We start from the raw sequence: 16,242 nt of genomic DNA, 5'->3' as shown, positions 1-16,242 counted from the left end.
AAAAAATATATTGGAGGAATTTGAAATGGCTGGTATTTTAGAAAGATTTAAAACAATAATGGCATCAAATATTAATGCGGTGCTGGATAAAATGGAAGATCCTGAAAAAATGATAGATCAGTATTTAAGGGATATGGAAAAAGATCTTGGGAGTGTAAAGGCTGAAACAGTTGCTGTAATGGCACAGGAAAGCGCAGCAAAGAGAAAAGTTTTGGAATGTGAAGATGAAATTAAAAAAATGGAAAGTTATGCGAAAAAGGCTCTTCAAGCTGGAAATGAAGCTGATGCAAGAATGTTTTTGGAAAAAAAGGAATCTATTAAAATAAAATTGGAGTCGCTTGAAAAGGAAAAAATGGTTGCAGTTGAAAACTCTTTAAAAATGAGAGAAATGCACGATAAACTTACATCAGATATACAAAAACTTAATGCCAGAAGAAATGAAATAAAGGCAAAAATCAAAATGGCAAAATCTGCTCAAAAAATTAGTAAATTATCATCTTCTACTGGCATAAGCGGAAAAATGGATGCCTTTAATTCTGTTGAAGAAAAGGCTAACAGAATGTTAGATGAAGCAAATGCAAGTATAGAACTTAATTCTCCAAAAAGAGATGAAGTAGATGACCTTATGAAAAAATATGATGATGCGGAATCTAAGGAAAATTCATCTGCGGTTGATGATGAGCTTGAAAGATTAAAAAAGGAAATGGGGATATAAAAAATAAAAATTGAAAGGAGAAATTTATAATGGGATTATTTGGAAATCAGCTTGCTAACGTTATAGAATGGGAGCAGTATAATGATGAAACTCTTTTCTGGAAATGGTCAAACAAAGAAATAAAAAAAGGGTCAAAATTGATTATAAGACCTGGACAAGATGCAATTTTTCTTTCTAATGGAAAAATAGAAGGTGTTTTTGAAGATGAAGGAAGTTACGATGTCGCTTCACAAATAGTTCCTTTCTTGTCAACATTAAAAGGATTTAAATTTGGGTTTAATTCAGGAATGAGAGCCGAAGTGCTTTTTATCAATACAAAGGAAGTTGCTGTAAAATGGGGAACTAAAAATGCCATTAATATTCCGGCGCCAGGGCTTCCAGGAGGAATGCCAATAAGAGCCTTTGGCGTAATGGCCTGTAAAGTTGATAACTACAATGTATTTATTGATAAAATTGCTGGAATTAAGCAGCAGTATAATATTGATGATGTAAAAGAAAGAGTAATCTCAATGCTGGATCAGCTTCTTATGAAATGGATAGTTAGAGAAGGAAAGGATATGTTCAATCTTCAGGCAAATTCTTATGAAATTGGAAACGGAATTAAAGAAGATATGGATTTTGAAATGAGAAAAATCGGACTTTGCATTCCAAGTTTCACTATTTCAAGTTTCAATTATCCAGAAGAAATAAAACGTATGCAGGAAAAGGCAGCAGGACAAAGTATGGTCAGCGATGTAAATAAATACACTCAAATGGCAATGGCTGATTCTATGGAAAACGGAGGAGGTGCAGGAAATATGGCTGGAAATGTTGCAGGAATGCAAATGGGAATGATGATGGGACAGCAGATGGCAAATCAGATGAATCAGCAACAAACTCCCAATAATAATCAGCAGCCATCAGAAAATAATCATCCTGCAGGAAATACTGCCGCTCCAAAATTCTGTCCAGAATGTGGAACAAAGACAAATGGAAGCAAATTTTGTCCAGAATGTGGAACAAAATTATATTAATTTTATGAATTAGAATCAGTATTAAATTTATGTACTAAATCCCTTTTGAAAGGGAGAAATCATAGTCTATTTTTTTGGCAAGGGGTCTTTTGACCCCTTGTATTATATAGTAAAACTGCTTTAAAACTAAACTCAAAAACTATGACTATTTTACTCAACTCTTAAATTTACATAATTCTAAATAGTTTTGGCTATAATAAATCTGTTATTTTAATGGAAAATAGTATAAAAAAAGGACTTAAAGCACAAAACTTTAAATCCTCATAAATTTACTAAAACTTAATAACAAATTTACTCAATGCCAAATGCTGATTTTATAGCATCATATTGCATAGTTCCACCTAAAATTTCTTGAATTTTTGAATTTTCAATTTTTATATTGTATGGAATACTGTTTACTTTGAATCCCTTCATTATTGAATCATCGGCATCGTAGTAAACTGGGAAAGTAAATTTGCTTTCTTCTGCATATTTTTTAGTTTCTGATAAATTTGTTTTTCTTCTTGTAAATACAACTACTACGTTTACATTATCCTTATTTTCTTCATAAAATTTTTGAACATCAGGCAATTCTGAACGGCAATATGGACACCATTCTGCTGCTAAAACTAATAATGTAGGCTTTCCGTTATTAAATATTTTTCTGCTATTTGTGTATTTTCCGCTGAAGTCCCTTAACTGAAAACTAGGAATTTTAGCTCCAGTTTCCATATTCACATCAAGTGCCTTTCCCTTTCCATACCCAATCATAAATACCATAAACATTGAGATAATAAGCAGTACTTTTTTCATCTTGAATCATTCTCCTTTTTTATTTAATGTTAAATTTCAGAATAATTAAATAATAAATATTTAACATCTTTAATTGTTGAATTTAGTATAGCACATATTTTAAAATTTTTCAAAAATATATTTTTTTGTTTGACATTATGTATAAAAATTATTATAATTGTACTAAGGAAGTAAAATGGATTTAAAATAAAACTCAAAGAAATTTAGATGAAAAATTGCCTGGAAATTATGTTGAATACTAGAAATTGATGGAATGATTATAACTCTTTAGATTGGGTTTTAAAATAAATTTGTTATAAATTAGAAGGAGGAGTGAAAACAATTATATGAAAAAAATAGGGATAATAGTGCTAGTTATGCTAGGAATAGTGATTTTATCAATGATGTCGGGAAAGGTAGAAAAGAAATCGTTGAGCGGAATTTCCAAAGAGCAGGAGATATTGGACAGAAATAAAGATAAATATAGTAAGCACATACGTTTTTATAATAGAATACTTAATATTGACAAGGGGCTTTTATATTATTTTGAAGATGCTGGAACAGATAAGAAGTTTAGAACTATTCAAAATGAGGATATTACAGCGGATATTGCAATTGATAAGGATTTTATTGATAAGTTGAAGGAATTGGAAACTAGCAAGGAAAGAAAAGATGAAATGGATAAAAAGGCGATTGCGATGATTCCGATACTTGAAAAAATGATGCCAATTACAGATGAAATGAGAACATATTATAAAAATAAAGAATACTTAAAAGATAATTATGAAAAGGCACAGGTTTTGCATACGCAATTACTTGCAACTTTGGATAAATATAACCAAGTTACTAAAAGTTATAAAAACGTGTTTGAAAAGAAATCTGATGAAATAAAAAAATTGATGATAAAGGATTATGATAAACGAAAACAGTTTATTACATATAATCAATTTATGTTTATTACTGAAGGTGAAAAAATTATAAAGGAAATACATAAGCAGGAATTAGATGCAAGCGACTTTATTTCAAAGGGAAATGCTAAACAATTTAAGAAGATGGAAGAAAAAATGGATAAGGCCCTTATAAAATTTGAAAAATCCTTAAAAAATACAAAACAGCTTGAAAAAGAAGGATATATGCCTGGAGATCACAGCGAATTTGTTCAAAAGGCTAATAAATTTAATCAATCTGTAAATGTATTTATTCAAAGAATAGAGAAAAAGGAAAAAGCCTCACATTCTTCAGTAAGTGACAGTTTCTTTGCACAGACAGAAGATGGAACACCTGAAAATGTACTTGCAAACTTTAATGAAGTAATAAAGGAACATAATAAATTATTGGCTAAGAAAACCAAAAAATAATACGAGTAGTATTTAAAATTAATTTAGAAAAGAAAGATTTGAATTTATCAGATTTTTCTTTTTTTTTGAAAAAATAAAAGATAAAGGAGGAAATAAGAGAGGAGTTAAGATAATTTTTACTATAGTAAAACTACTTTAAAACGGAACTCAAAAATTATGACTATTTTACTCAAATCCTGAATTTATATGATCTTTAATAGTATACTTTTAAATTAAGTAGATTTGAGTATAATGTGAAATTTAAAAATTTTTAAAGTAAATAAAAAAACTATTTTATTTTAATAAAATAGTTCAAAATTCATAATATGAGTGATATTTTTAAAGTGGTGCCGCTTGTCGGACTCGAACCAACCACCTACTGATTACAAGTCAGTTGCTCTACCAGATGAGCTAAAGCGGCAAAACTAACAAAAGTATTATACCGAATTTTTTACCTAATGTCAAGTAAAAATTTAGAAAAGGACAGAGTAAAAAATATAGGGACAGCCAAAATATGGGTGCATAAAAATTTTTGTGTAAATAGAACAGTAAAGTATTAGATTTACTGGATTTATCTATTAGTTTACACAAAATTATGGATACTCTCTAAAATATTTTTATCTGTCTTTTTTATCTGCATCTTTTCTTCATCATCATACATTTTTATTCTTGAAGTTGATAAAATTTCATATTTTTTTTTATCAAAATTTCTTATTTTCCCTATCATATTCCCTCCATTCCCTAAAAATTTTCTTCACTTACTAATTCATCTTCATGAAACTTTTGCTTTAATATTAAATTTCCTAGTTCATCATAGTATTCGGCTATTCCTTCCAGTTTATCATTCAGGTATCTTTCTATACTTTCGACTGTCTTTCCATCATCATTATATGAAATTTTTTCTCCATTTTTCTTACCGTTTATATAATCAACTTTTTTTGAAATTAAATTTCCTCCATAATCAAAATATGTAACTATTTTCCCATTTAATTCCCCATCTTTCATAAATCCTGACTGCTTAATTCTACCATTTGGATAGTAATCCGTATATTCTCCATTTAATTTATTATTTTCATATCTTTCTATGCTTTCAGGAGTTCCATCTTCATAATATCTTTTCACTATTCCTTCTAGCTTACCATTTTCCCAATTAAATTCACCCTCAATGTTCTTATTTCTATAATAAAAAATTTGATAGCCATTTAATTTGTTTTTGCTCCATTGCTCTTGTGCTTCAATCTCGCCAGTTTCAAAATATGAAATCCACTTGCCTTCCCTTTTTCCATTGATTTCTAACCCCTGATACTTTGTATTTCCATTTTCATAATATCTTCTGTATTCTCCTTCCGTTAAGCCATCCACTCTTTTATATTCTGCCTGAATATTTCCATTCTCATAGTATATTTTCACTTTCCCATTTTCAAGCCCATTTTTATAGCATGTTTCCATAAAAAGATTTCCACTTTCAAAATTTTGGATAAACTTCCCTTCCCTTCTATCTTCAATATATTCCCCTTCTACTTCAATTATTCCATTTTCATGATACCAGCACCAATGTCCTGATTTCTTTCCTTTTTTAAACTGTCCACTAAATATTTTTGAGCCATCTCTTCTGTACTCCTCATTCAGCCCATCCAGTAGTCCACTTTTATATTCATTGACTCCTTTTGGTTCTCCTGTATCAAAGAAATACTCCCATCTCCCTTCCCTTAATCCATCAATAATTTTCCCTCGTGTAATTACCACATTTTCTGAAAAAATCTCTATTTCTGCTATTACTTTTTCCCCATTCCTGCTTAAAATTTCTGTTTCGTCTACTGTTTCCACATCAAAATATTCATAAAACTTTTCATGCTCGTCTATTTTCAATACTTTCATTATTTTTTAACACTCCCTTTCCTTAACATTGTCCTATTTTCATTTTAGAATAAATAAAACCTTCCTATTCTTCCTCCCTTATCATCTCCAATATCTGATAACCATACAAATATCTTTCCTTCATCGCCCTCTTTTCACTTTCAACCTTCTTCTCGTCAATTTCTATCATGTCCAAGAATGCCTCATAACTGTCCGCTATCGGCACAAACCTTCTATTCCCCTCTTCTTCTGAATTAAAATACGTTATTCTCGGTTCTTTCAGCGTCGTATTCAGTTTTCCTCTGTAGTCAAGGCAGATGTAACGTTCATACAGGCAGTCAAATATTGGAATTAATTTCTTCGGATATGGTTTAAATTCATCCAGTAAAAATTGATAATCTTCTTTTACTTGATCTAACATCATATAAGCCCCATTTTTAAAATTCGTTTGTTCTAATTTTTCTTTATATTCTTTTTTATACTTTTCAGGATATATTCTTATTCCATTTTCATCAATTGCCTTATACAAAAAATTCAAATATTTTTCTGGAAACTTTAAACCAATCTCTTTCTGAAACTCCTCTATCTCCTCTTTTGTTGAAAATTCCTCAAATAGCCATCCTGGTTTTATCTCTTCTGGTTTGTCATCTGTTAAATATAAATAATCCAGTATTGCCAAACTATCATTTCCTAATTTTTTTTCTGTAACACTATCTTCTATATATCTATATCTTTCATAACTTTTACCAGTATCTTTAGCTTTATAAGTTATAAAAATTATTTCAGGATTATTAATATTATTTGTAAAATCATATGCAATAACAAACTCCTTTAATTCACTTGGTTGAGTTAAAAACTTAGTATTAGATATTATAGGAATGATTTTTCTATTTTCAAAATAATTTCCTGTCAGTCTATGAAAATATTTTAAATTTTCAGAAAAATATTTATATTCCAAAGTATCAAATTTTAAATAAAATTTTTCATTTTCAATATTAAAAATTACATTTACACTTTTTCCACAGTTAAAGACTTTCAAATATTTTATATCATTTTCAGGAAATTTTATTCCCAACTTCTTTTCTATTTTTTCAAAGTCTTTACTATCAACTTTAAAAATTTCTTCCCATATCATATCACCTAAATTTTTATTATTCAATTTTTCTTTTAGCATATATAAATCTCCTATCTTTACTATTTTCTTAAATTTTTTTGATTTTTAATAAAAATCCTGTATTTATGAACTTTTGCTTTGCGATATTTCCTTATTCCTTTTGGAAATCACCAGATGGAACTTGTCATAGATGTGTATGGGATTGTTCTAAGTTCTCCTACAAACCTGTCTATCCATTTTCCGCCATCAGAGTTCACAATCGGTTTCTTTTTATCCATACTGTATCTTTTTTCAAGGTAGTTAAGCACATACTCCGACACTTCCTCAACTTTTTTGACATAACTCTAAACAGTGTTTCAAAAGCCTTTACGACAAATAGTTTAAATGAATACTCAAATGAAAGTTTGAAGGAAAAAATATTTTAAAAAAAGTCTTTACAAGTGAATAAAAATTTGATATTTTGATCATAGAAGAAACCACCTTTCAATAGGATTGGGGGATTATATTGTAACTGGTTTTCTCTTTTTTGTTAATTAAAAATTTAATTAAATTTATTTGCCCCTATATTTTTTACTCTGTCAACTAAAAATTATTTATTTGAAATTATAAATAAAAAATGTTATAATGATAAGATATAAAAAAATTTATATGTTATATTTTCAGTTGGGAAATATTAAACTGACCTGATTAAAATATAATGGATAGGAGGAAAATATGAGTGAAAAGAATTTAAAAATTTTAGGATGGCTTGGAACATTACTTTCTGTAATAATGTACGTATCTTATGTTCCCCAAATTATGGGAAACTTACACGGTCACAAAACATTTTTTCTACAACCTTTGGCAGCTACTATTAACTGTGCAATATGGACAAGTTATGGACTTTTAAAAGAACAAAAGGATTATCCATTATCAGCAGCAAATTTACCAGGAGTAATTTTTGGATTTTTAGCAACAGTAACAGCGTTTTAAATAATTTAAATTTAGTGGTAAAAAAATAGCAAGAAATTTTTGACTTTTATAAGTGAAAGATGGATTGCTTTTTTTTATGATTAGTTTTCTGTTTAAATGGAAATAGTGTTTATGGATTTATTTTACAGTTTTATTTAACAGGGAATTGCAATTTTCCGTTGCTGAATACAGAAAGATTATTTTATTTTTTAAATAGAATTTAGTATAATTTTTCTAAAAAAAATTCTTGAAATTAAACTGAAAAAATGATATTATTAAATATGATATATTTATTAGAATAATCATATTTTTTTAGATGTGTCATTGTAGTTTTTATATTGAATTTAGGAGATGAATTGAGTTTATTTATTTTGAAGGTAATTGGGATAGTGACAATGTTTTTGGATCATTATCATTATGTAATTGGTGGAAGTGAGATTTTAAATGTTGCTGGAAGGATTGCGTTCCCGATATTTGCATTTACACTTAGTGAAGGGTATGTGCATACTCGGAGTTTGAAAAAGTATCTTTTAAGGTTATTTATTTTTGCTGTTAGTATTCAAATGCCATCAGTCCTGCTTGGTTACAATTATCCAATGAATATCTTTTTTACGTTATTTTTAGGGCTTTTGTCCATTTATATTTTTAGTTTGAAAAAAATAAGTATAATTTTGAAAATTATTCTGATTGGATTTATTTTATTTTTTTCGCAAAAATTTAAATTGGATTATGGAATGTATGGGATTTTACTCATTATGAATTTTAGTATTTTTAGAAATGATAAATTTAAAATTTTGATGAATTTTCTTGTATTAAATGTTTTCAATGCAATTTTTCCTGAGGTCTTTGATTTACCTGATACTCAATTTTTTTCACTAATTTCGTTAGTATTTATTTTTATGTATAACGGTGAAAAGGGAAGAAGTATGAAATACTTTTTTTATTTATTTTATCCAATACATTTTTTTATTTTAGAAGCAATAAAAAATTTTTTTTGAAATTTTGGAGAGAGAAATGACAAAAAAGGAAAGATTTAAAAAGGTATTTCCAATATTAAAGGAAAAGTTTGGAAATCCAAAAGCGGCTTTGGAATTTGAAACACCTTATCAGCTGATGGTTGCGGTGATTCTCTCGGCTCAATGTACTGATGCACGTGTCAATATTGTTACAAAGGAACTTTTTAAAGTTGTGAAGGAACCTGAGGATATAAGGCAAATGGACTTGGAAACATTGGAAAAGTACATAAAGTCAACGGGATTTTACAGAAATAAGGCTAAGAATATAAAATTGAATGCTGAAATGATATTGGAAAAGTATGATGACAAAATTCCAAAGGAACTGGAAAAGTTAGTGGAACTGCCAGGCGTAGGTCGAAAAACTGCAAATGTCGTTCTAGGTGAACTTTGGAACATTCGTGAAGGAATTGTAGTCGATACACATGTAAAAAGGCTATCCAACCGTATTGGATTTGTAAAAAGTGAGAATCCTGAAATTATCGAGAGGGAACTTATGAAATTCGTGCCTAAAAAGGACTGGTTTGTATATTCGCATTATATGATTTTACATGGGCGGGATAAGTGCATTGCTAGAAGTCCGAAATGTGATATATGTGAAATTCGGAATTATTGTAAATATAATTTAGATAATTTAAGGAAAGAGTAATATAATTTGTAAATTTTGTTTTGTGCTATTTTTTATTTAAATTAAATAAAAATTAGTGTAAGGTTGTTTTAAAGTGGTTTAGTGTAATTATTAATTTTAAATAATATGAGAAAGGAAAAGAATGGTTAAAAGAGTAAAAAGAGTTTTGGTTTTGGGAGTTGTTGCATTGCTTGCATCGTTAGTTTATGCGGAGGGTGAACAGGAAGTTGGAAGTACTGCTCCAAAAGAAAGTGTTACAGTTAGGGAAGAGAAAAAAAGTGCTCCGGCTGTAAGGGAAAACAGTGAAAGACATAGCGAGGTTGAACATCGGTCTGTAAAAAGGGAAGAACCGAGAAACGAAAAAATTGAGAAAAAGAAGAAAATTGAAAAAAGCAATGAACAGGTAAAAACTGTAAATGAAAAAAATTTAAAGGATAATAAAGCAAAAGAAGTTAATAATAATGAAAATAAATCTGTAAAAGTAGAGAATAGCAGCAGCAATAATAAGCCTGCTCCAAAAAGAAAAGTTGTAAAAGCGATAGAACATGAGCAAGAAGGCGTTTCACAATATTCTGGAGAAGTAATAAAATATATTGCAACTACAGATGGAAAAGTTTTGAAGGATAAAATGTCAAGACAAAAACATCCGATAGCATCACTTACAAAAGTTATGAATATTCTTGTTACACTTGATCAAGTGGATAGAGGAAATGCAAAACTTGATGATAAAGTATGTTTTACGCCTGAAACAGTAAATATGGGAGGAAGCTGGCTAAATGCAAAAGCTGGTGACTGTTATACATTAAGAGATTTATTGCGTGCAGAAATTATTTATTCTGCCAATAATGCTGCATATTTGGTGGCATATCACATTGGGCATGGAAATTATGATAATTTTGTAAAATTGATGAATGAGAAGGCTAAAGAACTTGGAATGAAGGATACACATTATTATACTCCAGCAGGTCTGCCATCTTCTATGACTAAGAAAAATATGGATATTTCTACAGCTTATGATATGTATCTTCTTGGAAAAAGAGCAATTAGAGATGAAAGATTAAGAGCATGGATGAAGGAATCTGAATTGGTATTGCAAAATTCTGAAGGAGAAGATGTAGTTTATAATAATAGAAATCATCTTTTGGATCAATTTGGAATTTATGGTCTAAAAACAGGATTTCATGCGCAAGCTGGATATAATATGATTGTTTCAAGCAAAATTGGAAATCTTGAAATTATTTCAGTAACATTGGGAAACAAGACAGATAGCGACAGAACTGAAGATCAGAAAAAAGAATTTACACAGCTGGAAAAAAGAATGATCCCAGTTTATAAGGCAGGACAGGAAATAGGAAGCAAATTTAAAGTAAAAAATGCTCAACAGAAGGAAATAAACGGTGTCCTTTCAAGCAATGTGTATCAAATTGACAATACAAATTACAAATTTGAAGTAAAGGATTTGCAAGTTACAGCTGAAAAACAAGGAATTTCAAAAGGAGATATAATCGGTAAGCTGGAAGTGCTGTCAAAGGATAACCAAGTTGTAGGAACTGTGGACATTTTAGCTCAAAATGATTATAAGCAGTTATCTGTGTTTGGACGTATTTTAAGATTTGTAACATTTGGAATGGCATAGGATAAAAAATATGGAGTTGTTTAAAGATTTAAATGACTCTTTTTTTTATATTTTTTATTAGTGTAAGATTATAAAATAAAATAATGTAATTTATCTTAAAATATGGTAAAATAAAGCAGATTGTTTTTGATAAAAAATAAAAAGAGATTGCAGATTTTTTAAAATTGGAGAAAATTAGATATTAGAAAATACTGTATTTGCTGAAAGTTTTAGATTTTTTCAAATGGCAGATATAAATTATAAATAGGAGAAAATAGTTATGAGAATATTAGGAGTAATACCGGCAAGATATGCGTCTAGCAGGTTTGAGGGAAAGCCGTTAAAGGATATTTGTGGACATCCTATGATTGAATGGGTTTACAAAAGAGCTAAAAATGCAGATATTGATGAGTTAGTTGTGGCGACTGATGACGAGAGAATTTTTGAAGCTGTGAAAGAATTTGGCGGAAATGTGGTTATGACTGCTGAAAATCATCAAAATGGAACTTCCAGAATAATTGAAGTTATAAATAAAGATGAGTTTAAAAATTATGATTTTGTGATAAATATTCAGGGGGATGAGCCGTTAATTGACATTGAATCAATTAATATTCTTGCAAATAATTACAGAAGTGAAAAGTCAGAAATTGTTACGTTAAAGCAGGAAATAAAATCTCGGAAGGAAATTGAAAATCCAAATCATGTAAAGGTTATTACAGACTTTAGTGACAATGCAATTTATTTTAGCCGTTCAATAATTCCTTATGAACGTAATGAAAATGAAAACTTTAAGTATTTTAGGCATATAGGGATCTACGGATATACAGTAAAATTTTTGAATGAATTGAATAGCCTGAAGGAAGGTGTGCTTGAGAAAATTGAGTCGCTTGAACAGTTGAGATTTATTGAGAATGGGTATAAAATAAAGGTTTTGGAAACTAAGTCAAATGTGATAGGAGTAGATACCGAAGAGGATTTGAGAGAAGTTATTAAGTTTGTAAAGGAAAAAGGAATAAAAATTATGTAACAATAAAAATATTGTAAAAAAGGAGGAGATTTTTTTATGGAAAATGGAGTAATGATACAGTATTTTGAATGGAATTTGCCGAATGACGGGAAACATTGGAAAAGATTGAAGGATGATGCGAAACATTTAAGTGAAATTGGAGTTAGTGGAGTTTGGATTCCACCTGCATATAAAGGAACTTCTCAAGCGGATGTTGGTTATGGATCTTATGATTTGTGGGATCTGGGAGAGTTTGATCAGAAGGGGACTGTCAGAACGAAATATGGAACGAAGCAGGAATTGATTGAGGCGATTGAGGAGCTTCATAAATATAATATAAATGTGTATCTGGATGCGGTTTTGAATCATAAGGGAGGAGCTGATGAAACGGAGAATTTTTTGGTGATTGAAGTTGATCCGGAAGATAGAACTGTGGAAATATCAGAGCCTTTTGAAATAGAAGGATGGACAAAATTTACTTTTCCTGGGAGAAATGGTAAATATTCCGCATTTAAGTGGAACTATAATCTTTTTAATGGTGTGGATTTTGACAATAAGACAGGGAGAACTGCAATTTATAAAATTGTTGGAGAAAATAAGGACTGGGATGAGGGAGTTGATTCTGAACTTGGAAATTATGACTATTTGATGAATGCTGATATTGATTTTTCTCATCCTGAAGTGCGTGAGGAAGTAATCCGATGGGGAAAATGGGTTGTAAATGAACTAAAAATTGATGGATTCAGGATGGATGCGGTGAAACATATAAAAGATGAGTTTATAGCAGAATTTTTAACACAAGTAAGGGCAGTTTATGGAGAAAAATTTTATTCTGTGGGAGAATACTGGAGAAATGACTTGGAAAAATTGAAGGAATATTTGGATAATGTTGGCTATAAAACTGATTTATTTGATGTTGGACTTCACTTTAATATGTATGACGCTTCTAAAAAGAAACAAGATTATGACTTGCGAGAAATTTTTGAACATACAATAGTTGCAACAAATCCAATGGCAGCTGTAACATTTGTGGATAATCATGATTCACAAAAGGGAAGCGCTTTAGAATCACAGGTAGAAAACTGGTTTATTCCACATTCCTATGCTATAATTTTATTATCCAGGGATGGTTATCCTTGTCTGTTTTATGGAGATTATTATGGTGTAGGCGGAGAAAATAGCCCGCATCAATGGATAATTGACAAACTTCTGGAAGTCAGAAGCCTGCATGCCTATGGTGATCAAATAAATCACTTTGAAGATCCAAATATAATTGCAATTCAAAGAACAGGAAGAGATGAATGGACTGGATGTGTGGCTGTGCTTTCAAATTTAGATGAAGAAGGAGAAATTCAGGTTGAAGTTGGAAAGGAACGGGCTGGTCAGGTTTGGCAGGAAGTTACAGGAAGCGGATTTGAGGATGTTATAATTGATGAAGAAGGAAATGGTAATTTTAAAGTTGAGGCTGAAAAAATTTCTGTTTGGATACGTAAAAACTAAGAAATTATAATAGAATGTAAAAATCTAAAAAAATTAAATTGAGAGGTTAGGAAAGATGAAAAGAGTTAAAATTATAGGAGCAGTAATTGCATTGATGTTGAGTTTGAGTTCTTGTACAGCAGTAGCATTGGGGGCTGGAGCTGTTGCAGGTGGGTATACTTGTGTAAATACAAATCTTTGCAATAGATTGAAAAAATAAAAATAAAATATAGAAAAGGGGAATAAAAGAGATGAAAAATAATAATAGGAGAGAAGAAATATTAGAGAATGTTCAAAGAGTCGTTGTAAAAGTGGGAACATCGACCCTTACGACTGAGGATGGACGTTTAAATATCGATAAAATAAAAAAAATTGTAATGGAATTGAGTAATTTGCAAAATAAGGGATATGACGTGATACTGGTAACTTCTGGAGCAGTTGGTGCTGGGATGGGACTTCTTAATATAAATGAAAAACCTAAAACATTGGCAGAAAAACAGATGTTATCAGCTGTTGGTCAGGTTTCGCTTATGCAGATTTATCAGACGCTTTTTAAAGAACATAACAAAATAATTGGGCAACTTTTATTGACAAAAGAGGAATTTTCAAATAGAAAAAGATATTTGAATATGAGAAACGTTTGTAACGCATTTTTGAAAAGAAAGATTATTCCAATTATAAATGAAAATGATGCGATTGTATCAAATGCTTTAAAAATACAGGTTGGTGATAATGATACGATGTCAGCACTTGTTTCAGGATTGATTGATGCTGATTTATTGATTATTTTGTCGGATATTGATGGGCTTTATAACAAAAATCCTAGAAAATATGAGGATGCTAATCTAATTAATATGGTTGGAGATATCAATGAAGACATAAAAAATATGGCAGGAGCAGAAGGTTCAAAATTTGGGACTGGTGGAATGATTACAAAAATTGTTGCTGCAGAGATGGTAACAAAAATAGGAACAAGTTTAGTTATTGCAAGTGGAGACGACCCTAGAAACATAACTAGAATTGTTGAAAAAGAAAATATTGGAACACTTTTTGTGAAGAAAAATAAAAAAATCAGCTTGAAAAAATATTGGCTTGCTTACGGTCCTAATAAAGAAGGTGTAGTAACAATTGATAATGGTGCAAAAACAGCCTTGAAAAATGGTAAGAGCCTATTATCTGTTGGAATAAAATCAGTTGAAGGAAATTTTGATAAAGGAGCTGTTATTGAAATCGAAAGTCTAGAGGGAAAAGTTATCGCAACAGGAATTTCAAATTATTCGGCAGAAGAAATTAATCTTATAAAAGGCGTTAAAAGTGAAAATATTGAAGAAATTTTAGGTTATAAATATGATGATGCAGTGATTCATATTGATAATGTTGTAGTAAAAAAATAAAAAAATATATATAAATTAAAAAATGAGAAATGAGGGAAAATATGAGTTATATAGAAGAACTTGGAGAAAAAGCAAAAATTGCATCAAGGGAGCTTTTGAAAATCGGAACTAAAACTAAAAATGATGTTTTGCTTGCAATTGCAGATGAACTTATAAATAAAAAAGAGGAAATAAAAGCAGCGAATAAAATAGATTTGGAAAAAGGGGAAAAAAATGGGCTTTCTTTTGCTTTGCTAGATAGAATGACATTGACTGATAGCAGAATTGAAGGGATGGCCCAGAGTTTACGAGAAATGGCTGCGTTCCCAGATCCAATTGGAGAAGTCGTTACAGGATGGAATCATAAAAATGGAATGAGCATTACTAAAAAGAGAGTTCCCCTTGGAGTAATCGGAATGATTTACGAATCACGTCCAAATGTTACAGTCGATGCGGCAGGACTTGCGATAAAATCTTCAAATGCGATAATTTTACGTGGTTCAGAGGATGCTCTAAATTCAAATATTTATTTAAATAATTTGTTAAATAGAGTTGCAGATGCTCATGGATTGCCAAAAAATACAGTTCAGCTTGTGGAAAAGCCAGATAGGGAATTGGTAAAGGATTTAATTCGTGCAGATAAATATATTGATGTAATTATCCCGAGAGGTGGAAAAGGGCTAAAAAGACTTATCATTGAAAATGCAACAATTCCAATGATAGAAACTGGTGCAGGAATTTGTCATATTTTCGTAGATGAAACAGCTGATATAAAACAAGCATTGCCAATTATTGAAAATGCTAAAGTTCAACGTCCAAGCGTCTGTAATGCCATTGAAACAACGTTAATTCATGAAAATATTGCAAAAGAAATTTTGCCTGAATTGACAGAAATGCTTTTGAAGGATGGAGTAGAGTTAAGATATAGTAAGGAAGCATTGGAAATAGTAGGAAATAGATCGGATGTAAAATTGGCAGCTGAAGAAGATTTCGGATCAGAATATTTAGATTTGATAATGTCATTAAAATTAGTTAAAAACGTAGATGAAGCAATAGAATACATAAATAATCACGGAACTCATCATTCCGACTCAATCTTGACAAAATCTATAGAAAATGCTGAAAAATTCTTAAATGAAGTAGATTCAGCCAATGTTTATTTAAATGCTTCAACAAGATTTTCTGACGGAGGAGAATTTGGCTTTGGTGGAGAAATTGGAATTTCCACACAAAAACTGCATGCTCGTGGGCCTATGGGAATTAGGGAATTGACTACGACAAAGTATGTGATTAGAGGAGAAGGACAAATTAGAGAATAAATTTTTTCAATATTATATTTTGGTTTAGAAAGGATAAAATATTTAAAAGGA

General features: G+C 30.1%; 16 protein-coding genes, 1 tRNA gene and 1 pseudogene. 12 read left to right on the top strand and 6 right to left on the bottom strand.

The features are described from left to right. Positions 1-25 precede the first annotated feature (25 nt). Positions 26-715, top strand: coding sequence for a PspA/IM30 family protein (locus HW276_RS07970; RefSeq protein ID WP_178938070.1), 690 nt, complete (start codon positions 26-28; stop codon positions 713-715). Between the two features lie 29 nt (positions 716-744). Continuing rightward, positions 745-1,728: an SPFH domain-containing protein gene (locus tag HW276_RS07965; RefSeq protein ID WP_178938069.1), complete on the top strand. Its 984-nt coding sequence runs from the start codon at positions 745-747 to the stop codon at positions 1,726-1,728. Between the two features lie 291 nt (positions 1,729-2,019). Here HW276_RS07965 and HW276_RS07960 read toward each other — a convergent pair whose 3' ends face one another. Continuing rightward, positions 2,020-2,520, bottom strand: coding sequence for a TlpA disulfide reductase family protein (locus HW276_RS07960; RefSeq protein ID WP_147004055.1), 501 nt, complete (start codon positions 2,518-2,520; stop codon positions 2,020-2,022). 326 nt (positions 2,521-2,846) lie between these two features. On the opposite strand from HW276_RS07960, the gene HW276_RS07955 reads away from it, so the two are divergent. Next, positions 2,847-3,857 (top strand): YiiG family protein, encoded by a 1,011-nt coding sequence (locus HW276_RS07955; protein WP_147004054.1) that lies wholly within the window; start codon positions 2,847-2,849, stop codon positions 3,855-3,857. Between the two features lie 324 nt (positions 3,858-4,181). Here the strand turns inward: HW276_RS07955 and HW276_RS07950 are convergent. The 5 genes and pseudogenes from HW276_RS07950 to HW276_RS07930 form a co-directional block, all read right to left on the bottom strand. After that, a tRNA-Thr gene (locus HW276_RS07950) sits at positions 4,182-4,257 on the bottom strand. 162 nt (positions 4,258-4,419) lie between these two features. Continuing rightward, a complete protein-coding gene (locus HW276_RS07945) occupies positions 4,420-4,563 on the bottom strand; it encodes a hypothetical protein (protein WP_172617465.1) in 144 nt (47 codons plus the stop codon). Between the two features lie 14 nt (positions 4,564-4,577). After that, positions 4,578-5,714, bottom strand: a complete 1,137-nt coding sequence (locus HW276_RS07940) for a toxin-antitoxin system YwqK family antitoxin (protein WP_178938068.1) — start codon at positions 5,712-5,714, stop codon at positions 4,578-4,580. A 64-nt stretch (positions 5,715-5,778) separates the two neighbouring features. Next, positions 5,779-6,867 carry an SMI1/KNR4 family protein gene (locus HW276_RS07935; protein WP_178938067.1) on the bottom strand — a complete coding sequence of 363 codons (1,089 nt, stop codon included), beginning with the start codon at positions 6,865-6,867 and terminating at the stop codon, positions 5,779-5,781. 75 nt (positions 6,868-6,942) lie between these two features. Next, positions 6,943-7,136 (bottom strand): annotated as a pseudogene (locus tag HW276_RS07930) (ISLre2 family transposase); the annotation flags it as partial. A gap of 385 nt (positions 7,137-7,521) precedes the next feature. On the opposite strand from HW276_RS07930, the gene HW276_RS07925 reads away from it, so the two are divergent. The 9 genes from HW276_RS07925 to HW276_RS07885 all read left to right on the top strand — a co-directional run bounded on the left by HW276_RS07925 (position 7,522) and on the right by HW276_RS07885 (position 16,191). Continuing rightward, positions 7,522-7,779, top strand: coding sequence for a SemiSWEET family transporter (locus tag HW276_RS07925; RefSeq protein WP_018449618.1), 258 nt, complete (start codon positions 7,522-7,524; stop codon positions 7,777-7,779). Between the two features lie 335 nt (positions 7,780-8,114). Beyond that, positions 8,115-8,756: a TraX family protein gene (locus tag HW276_RS07920; RefSeq protein ID WP_178938066.1), complete on the top strand. Its 642-nt coding sequence runs from the start codon at positions 8,115-8,117 to the stop codon at positions 8,754-8,756. Positions 8,757-8,772: 16 nt separating this feature from the next. Further along, on the top strand, positions 8,773-9,420 hold the full coding sequence (gene nth / locus HW276_RS07915; RefSeq protein WP_147004050.1) for an endonuclease III: 648 nt from the start codon (positions 8,773-8,775) through the stop codon (positions 9,418-9,420). A gap of 121 nt (positions 9,421-9,541) precedes the next feature. Then, positions 9,542-11,035: a D-alanyl-D-alanine carboxypeptidase family protein gene (locus tag HW276_RS07910; RefSeq protein WP_147004049.1), complete on the top strand. Its 1,494-nt coding sequence runs from the start codon at positions 9,542-9,544 to the stop codon at positions 11,033-11,035. 259 nt (positions 11,036-11,294) lie between these two features. Then, the gene (gene kdsB / locus HW276_RS07905) at positions 11,295-12,041 is read left to right on the top strand and encodes a 3-deoxy-manno-octulosonate cytidylyltransferase (protein ID WP_178938065.1); all 747 of its coding nucleotides are present in this window, start codon (positions 11,295-11,297) and stop codon (positions 12,039-12,041) included. Between the two features lie 36 nt (positions 12,042-12,077). Beyond that, positions 12,078-13,520 carry an alpha-amylase gene (locus HW276_RS07900; RefSeq protein ID WP_178938064.1) on the top strand — a complete coding sequence of 481 codons (1,443 nt, stop codon included), beginning with the start codon at positions 12,078-12,080 and terminating at the stop codon, positions 13,518-13,520. Between the two features lie 55 nt (positions 13,521-13,575). Continuing rightward, entirely contained in the window at positions 13,576-13,719 is a 144-nt protein-coding gene (locus HW276_RS07895) for a hypothetical protein (RefSeq protein ID WP_172617464.1), read from the top strand. 31 nt (positions 13,720-13,750) lie between these two features. After that, entirely contained in the window at positions 13,751-14,893 is a 1,143-nt protein-coding gene (gene proB, locus HW276_RS07890) for a glutamate 5-kinase (protein WP_178938063.1), read from the top strand. 41 nt (positions 14,894-14,934) lie between these two features. Continuing rightward, positions 14,935-16,191 carry a glutamate-5-semialdehyde dehydrogenase gene (locus HW276_RS07885; protein WP_178938062.1) on the top strand — a complete coding sequence of 419 codons (1,257 nt, stop codon included), beginning with the start codon at positions 14,935-14,937 and terminating at the stop codon, positions 16,189-16,191. Positions 16,192-16,242: the final 51 nt, after the last annotated feature.

It is taken from the genome of Leptotrichia sp. oral taxon 417 (assembly GCF_013394865.1).
GTDB lineage: Bacteria > Fusobacteriota > Fusobacteriia > Fusobacteriales > Leptotrichiaceae > Leptotrichia > Leptotrichia wadei_A.
Note: the sequence above shows the minus strand (reverse complement) of the source record. Positions and strands in the feature narration are given on the sequence as shown.

Excerpts from the sequence above, each read along its gene's own strand:
- HW276_RS07970 (WP_178938070.1), top strand. The coding sequence starts at position 26 with ATGGCTGGTATTTTAGAAAGATTTAAAACAATAATGGCATCAAATATT.
- HW276_RS07965 (WP_178938069.1), top strand. The coding sequence starts at position 745 with ATGGGATTATTTGGAAATCAGCTTGCTAACGTTATAGAATGGGAGCAG.
- HW276_RS07960 (WP_147004055.1), bottom strand. The coding sequence starts at position 2,520 with ATGAAAAAAGTACTGCTTATTATCTCAATGTTTATGGTATTTATGATT.
- HW276_RS07955 (WP_147004054.1), top strand. The coding sequence starts at position 2,847 with ATGAAAAAAATAGGGATAATAGTGCTAGTTATGCTAGGAATAGTGATT.
- HW276_RS07945 (WP_172617465.1), bottom strand. The coding sequence starts at position 4,563 with ATGATAGGGAAAATAAGAAATTTTGATAAAAAAAAATATGAAATTTTA.
- HW276_RS07940 (WP_178938068.1), bottom strand. The coding sequence starts at position 5,714 with ATGAAAGTATTGAAAATAGACGAGCATGAAAAGTTTTATGAATATTTT.
- HW276_RS07935 (WP_178938067.1), bottom strand. The coding sequence starts at position 6,867 with ATGCTAAAAGAAAAATTGAATAATAAAAATTTAGGTGATATGATATGG.
- HW276_RS07925 (WP_018449618.1), top strand. The coding sequence starts at position 7,522 with ATGAGTGAAAAGAATTTAAAAATTTTAGGATGGCTTGGAACATTACTT.
- nth (WP_147004050.1), top strand. The coding sequence starts at position 8,773 with ATGACAAAAAAGGAAAGATTTAAAAAGGTATTTCCAATATTAAAGGAA.
- HW276_RS07910 (WP_147004049.1), top strand. The coding sequence starts at position 9,542 with ATGGTTAAAAGAGTAAAAAGAGTTTTGGTTTTGGGAGTTGTTGCATTG.
- kdsB (WP_178938065.1), top strand. The coding sequence starts at position 11,295 with ATGAGAATATTAGGAGTAATACCGGCAAGATATGCGTCTAGCAGGTTT.
- HW276_RS07900 (WP_178938064.1), top strand. The coding sequence starts at position 12,078 with ATGGAAAATGGAGTAATGATACAGTATTTTGAATGGAATTTGCCGAAT.
- HW276_RS07895 (WP_172617464.1), top strand. The coding sequence starts at position 13,576 with ATGAAAAGAGTTAAAATTATAGGAGCAGTAATTGCATTGATGTTGAGT.
- proB (WP_178938063.1), top strand. The coding sequence starts at position 13,751 with ATGAAAAATAATAATAGGAGAGAAGAAATATTAGAGAATGTTCAAAGA.
- HW276_RS07885 (WP_178938062.1), top strand. The coding sequence starts at position 14,935 with ATGAGTTATATAGAAGAACTTGGAGAAAAAGCAAAAATTGCATCAAGG.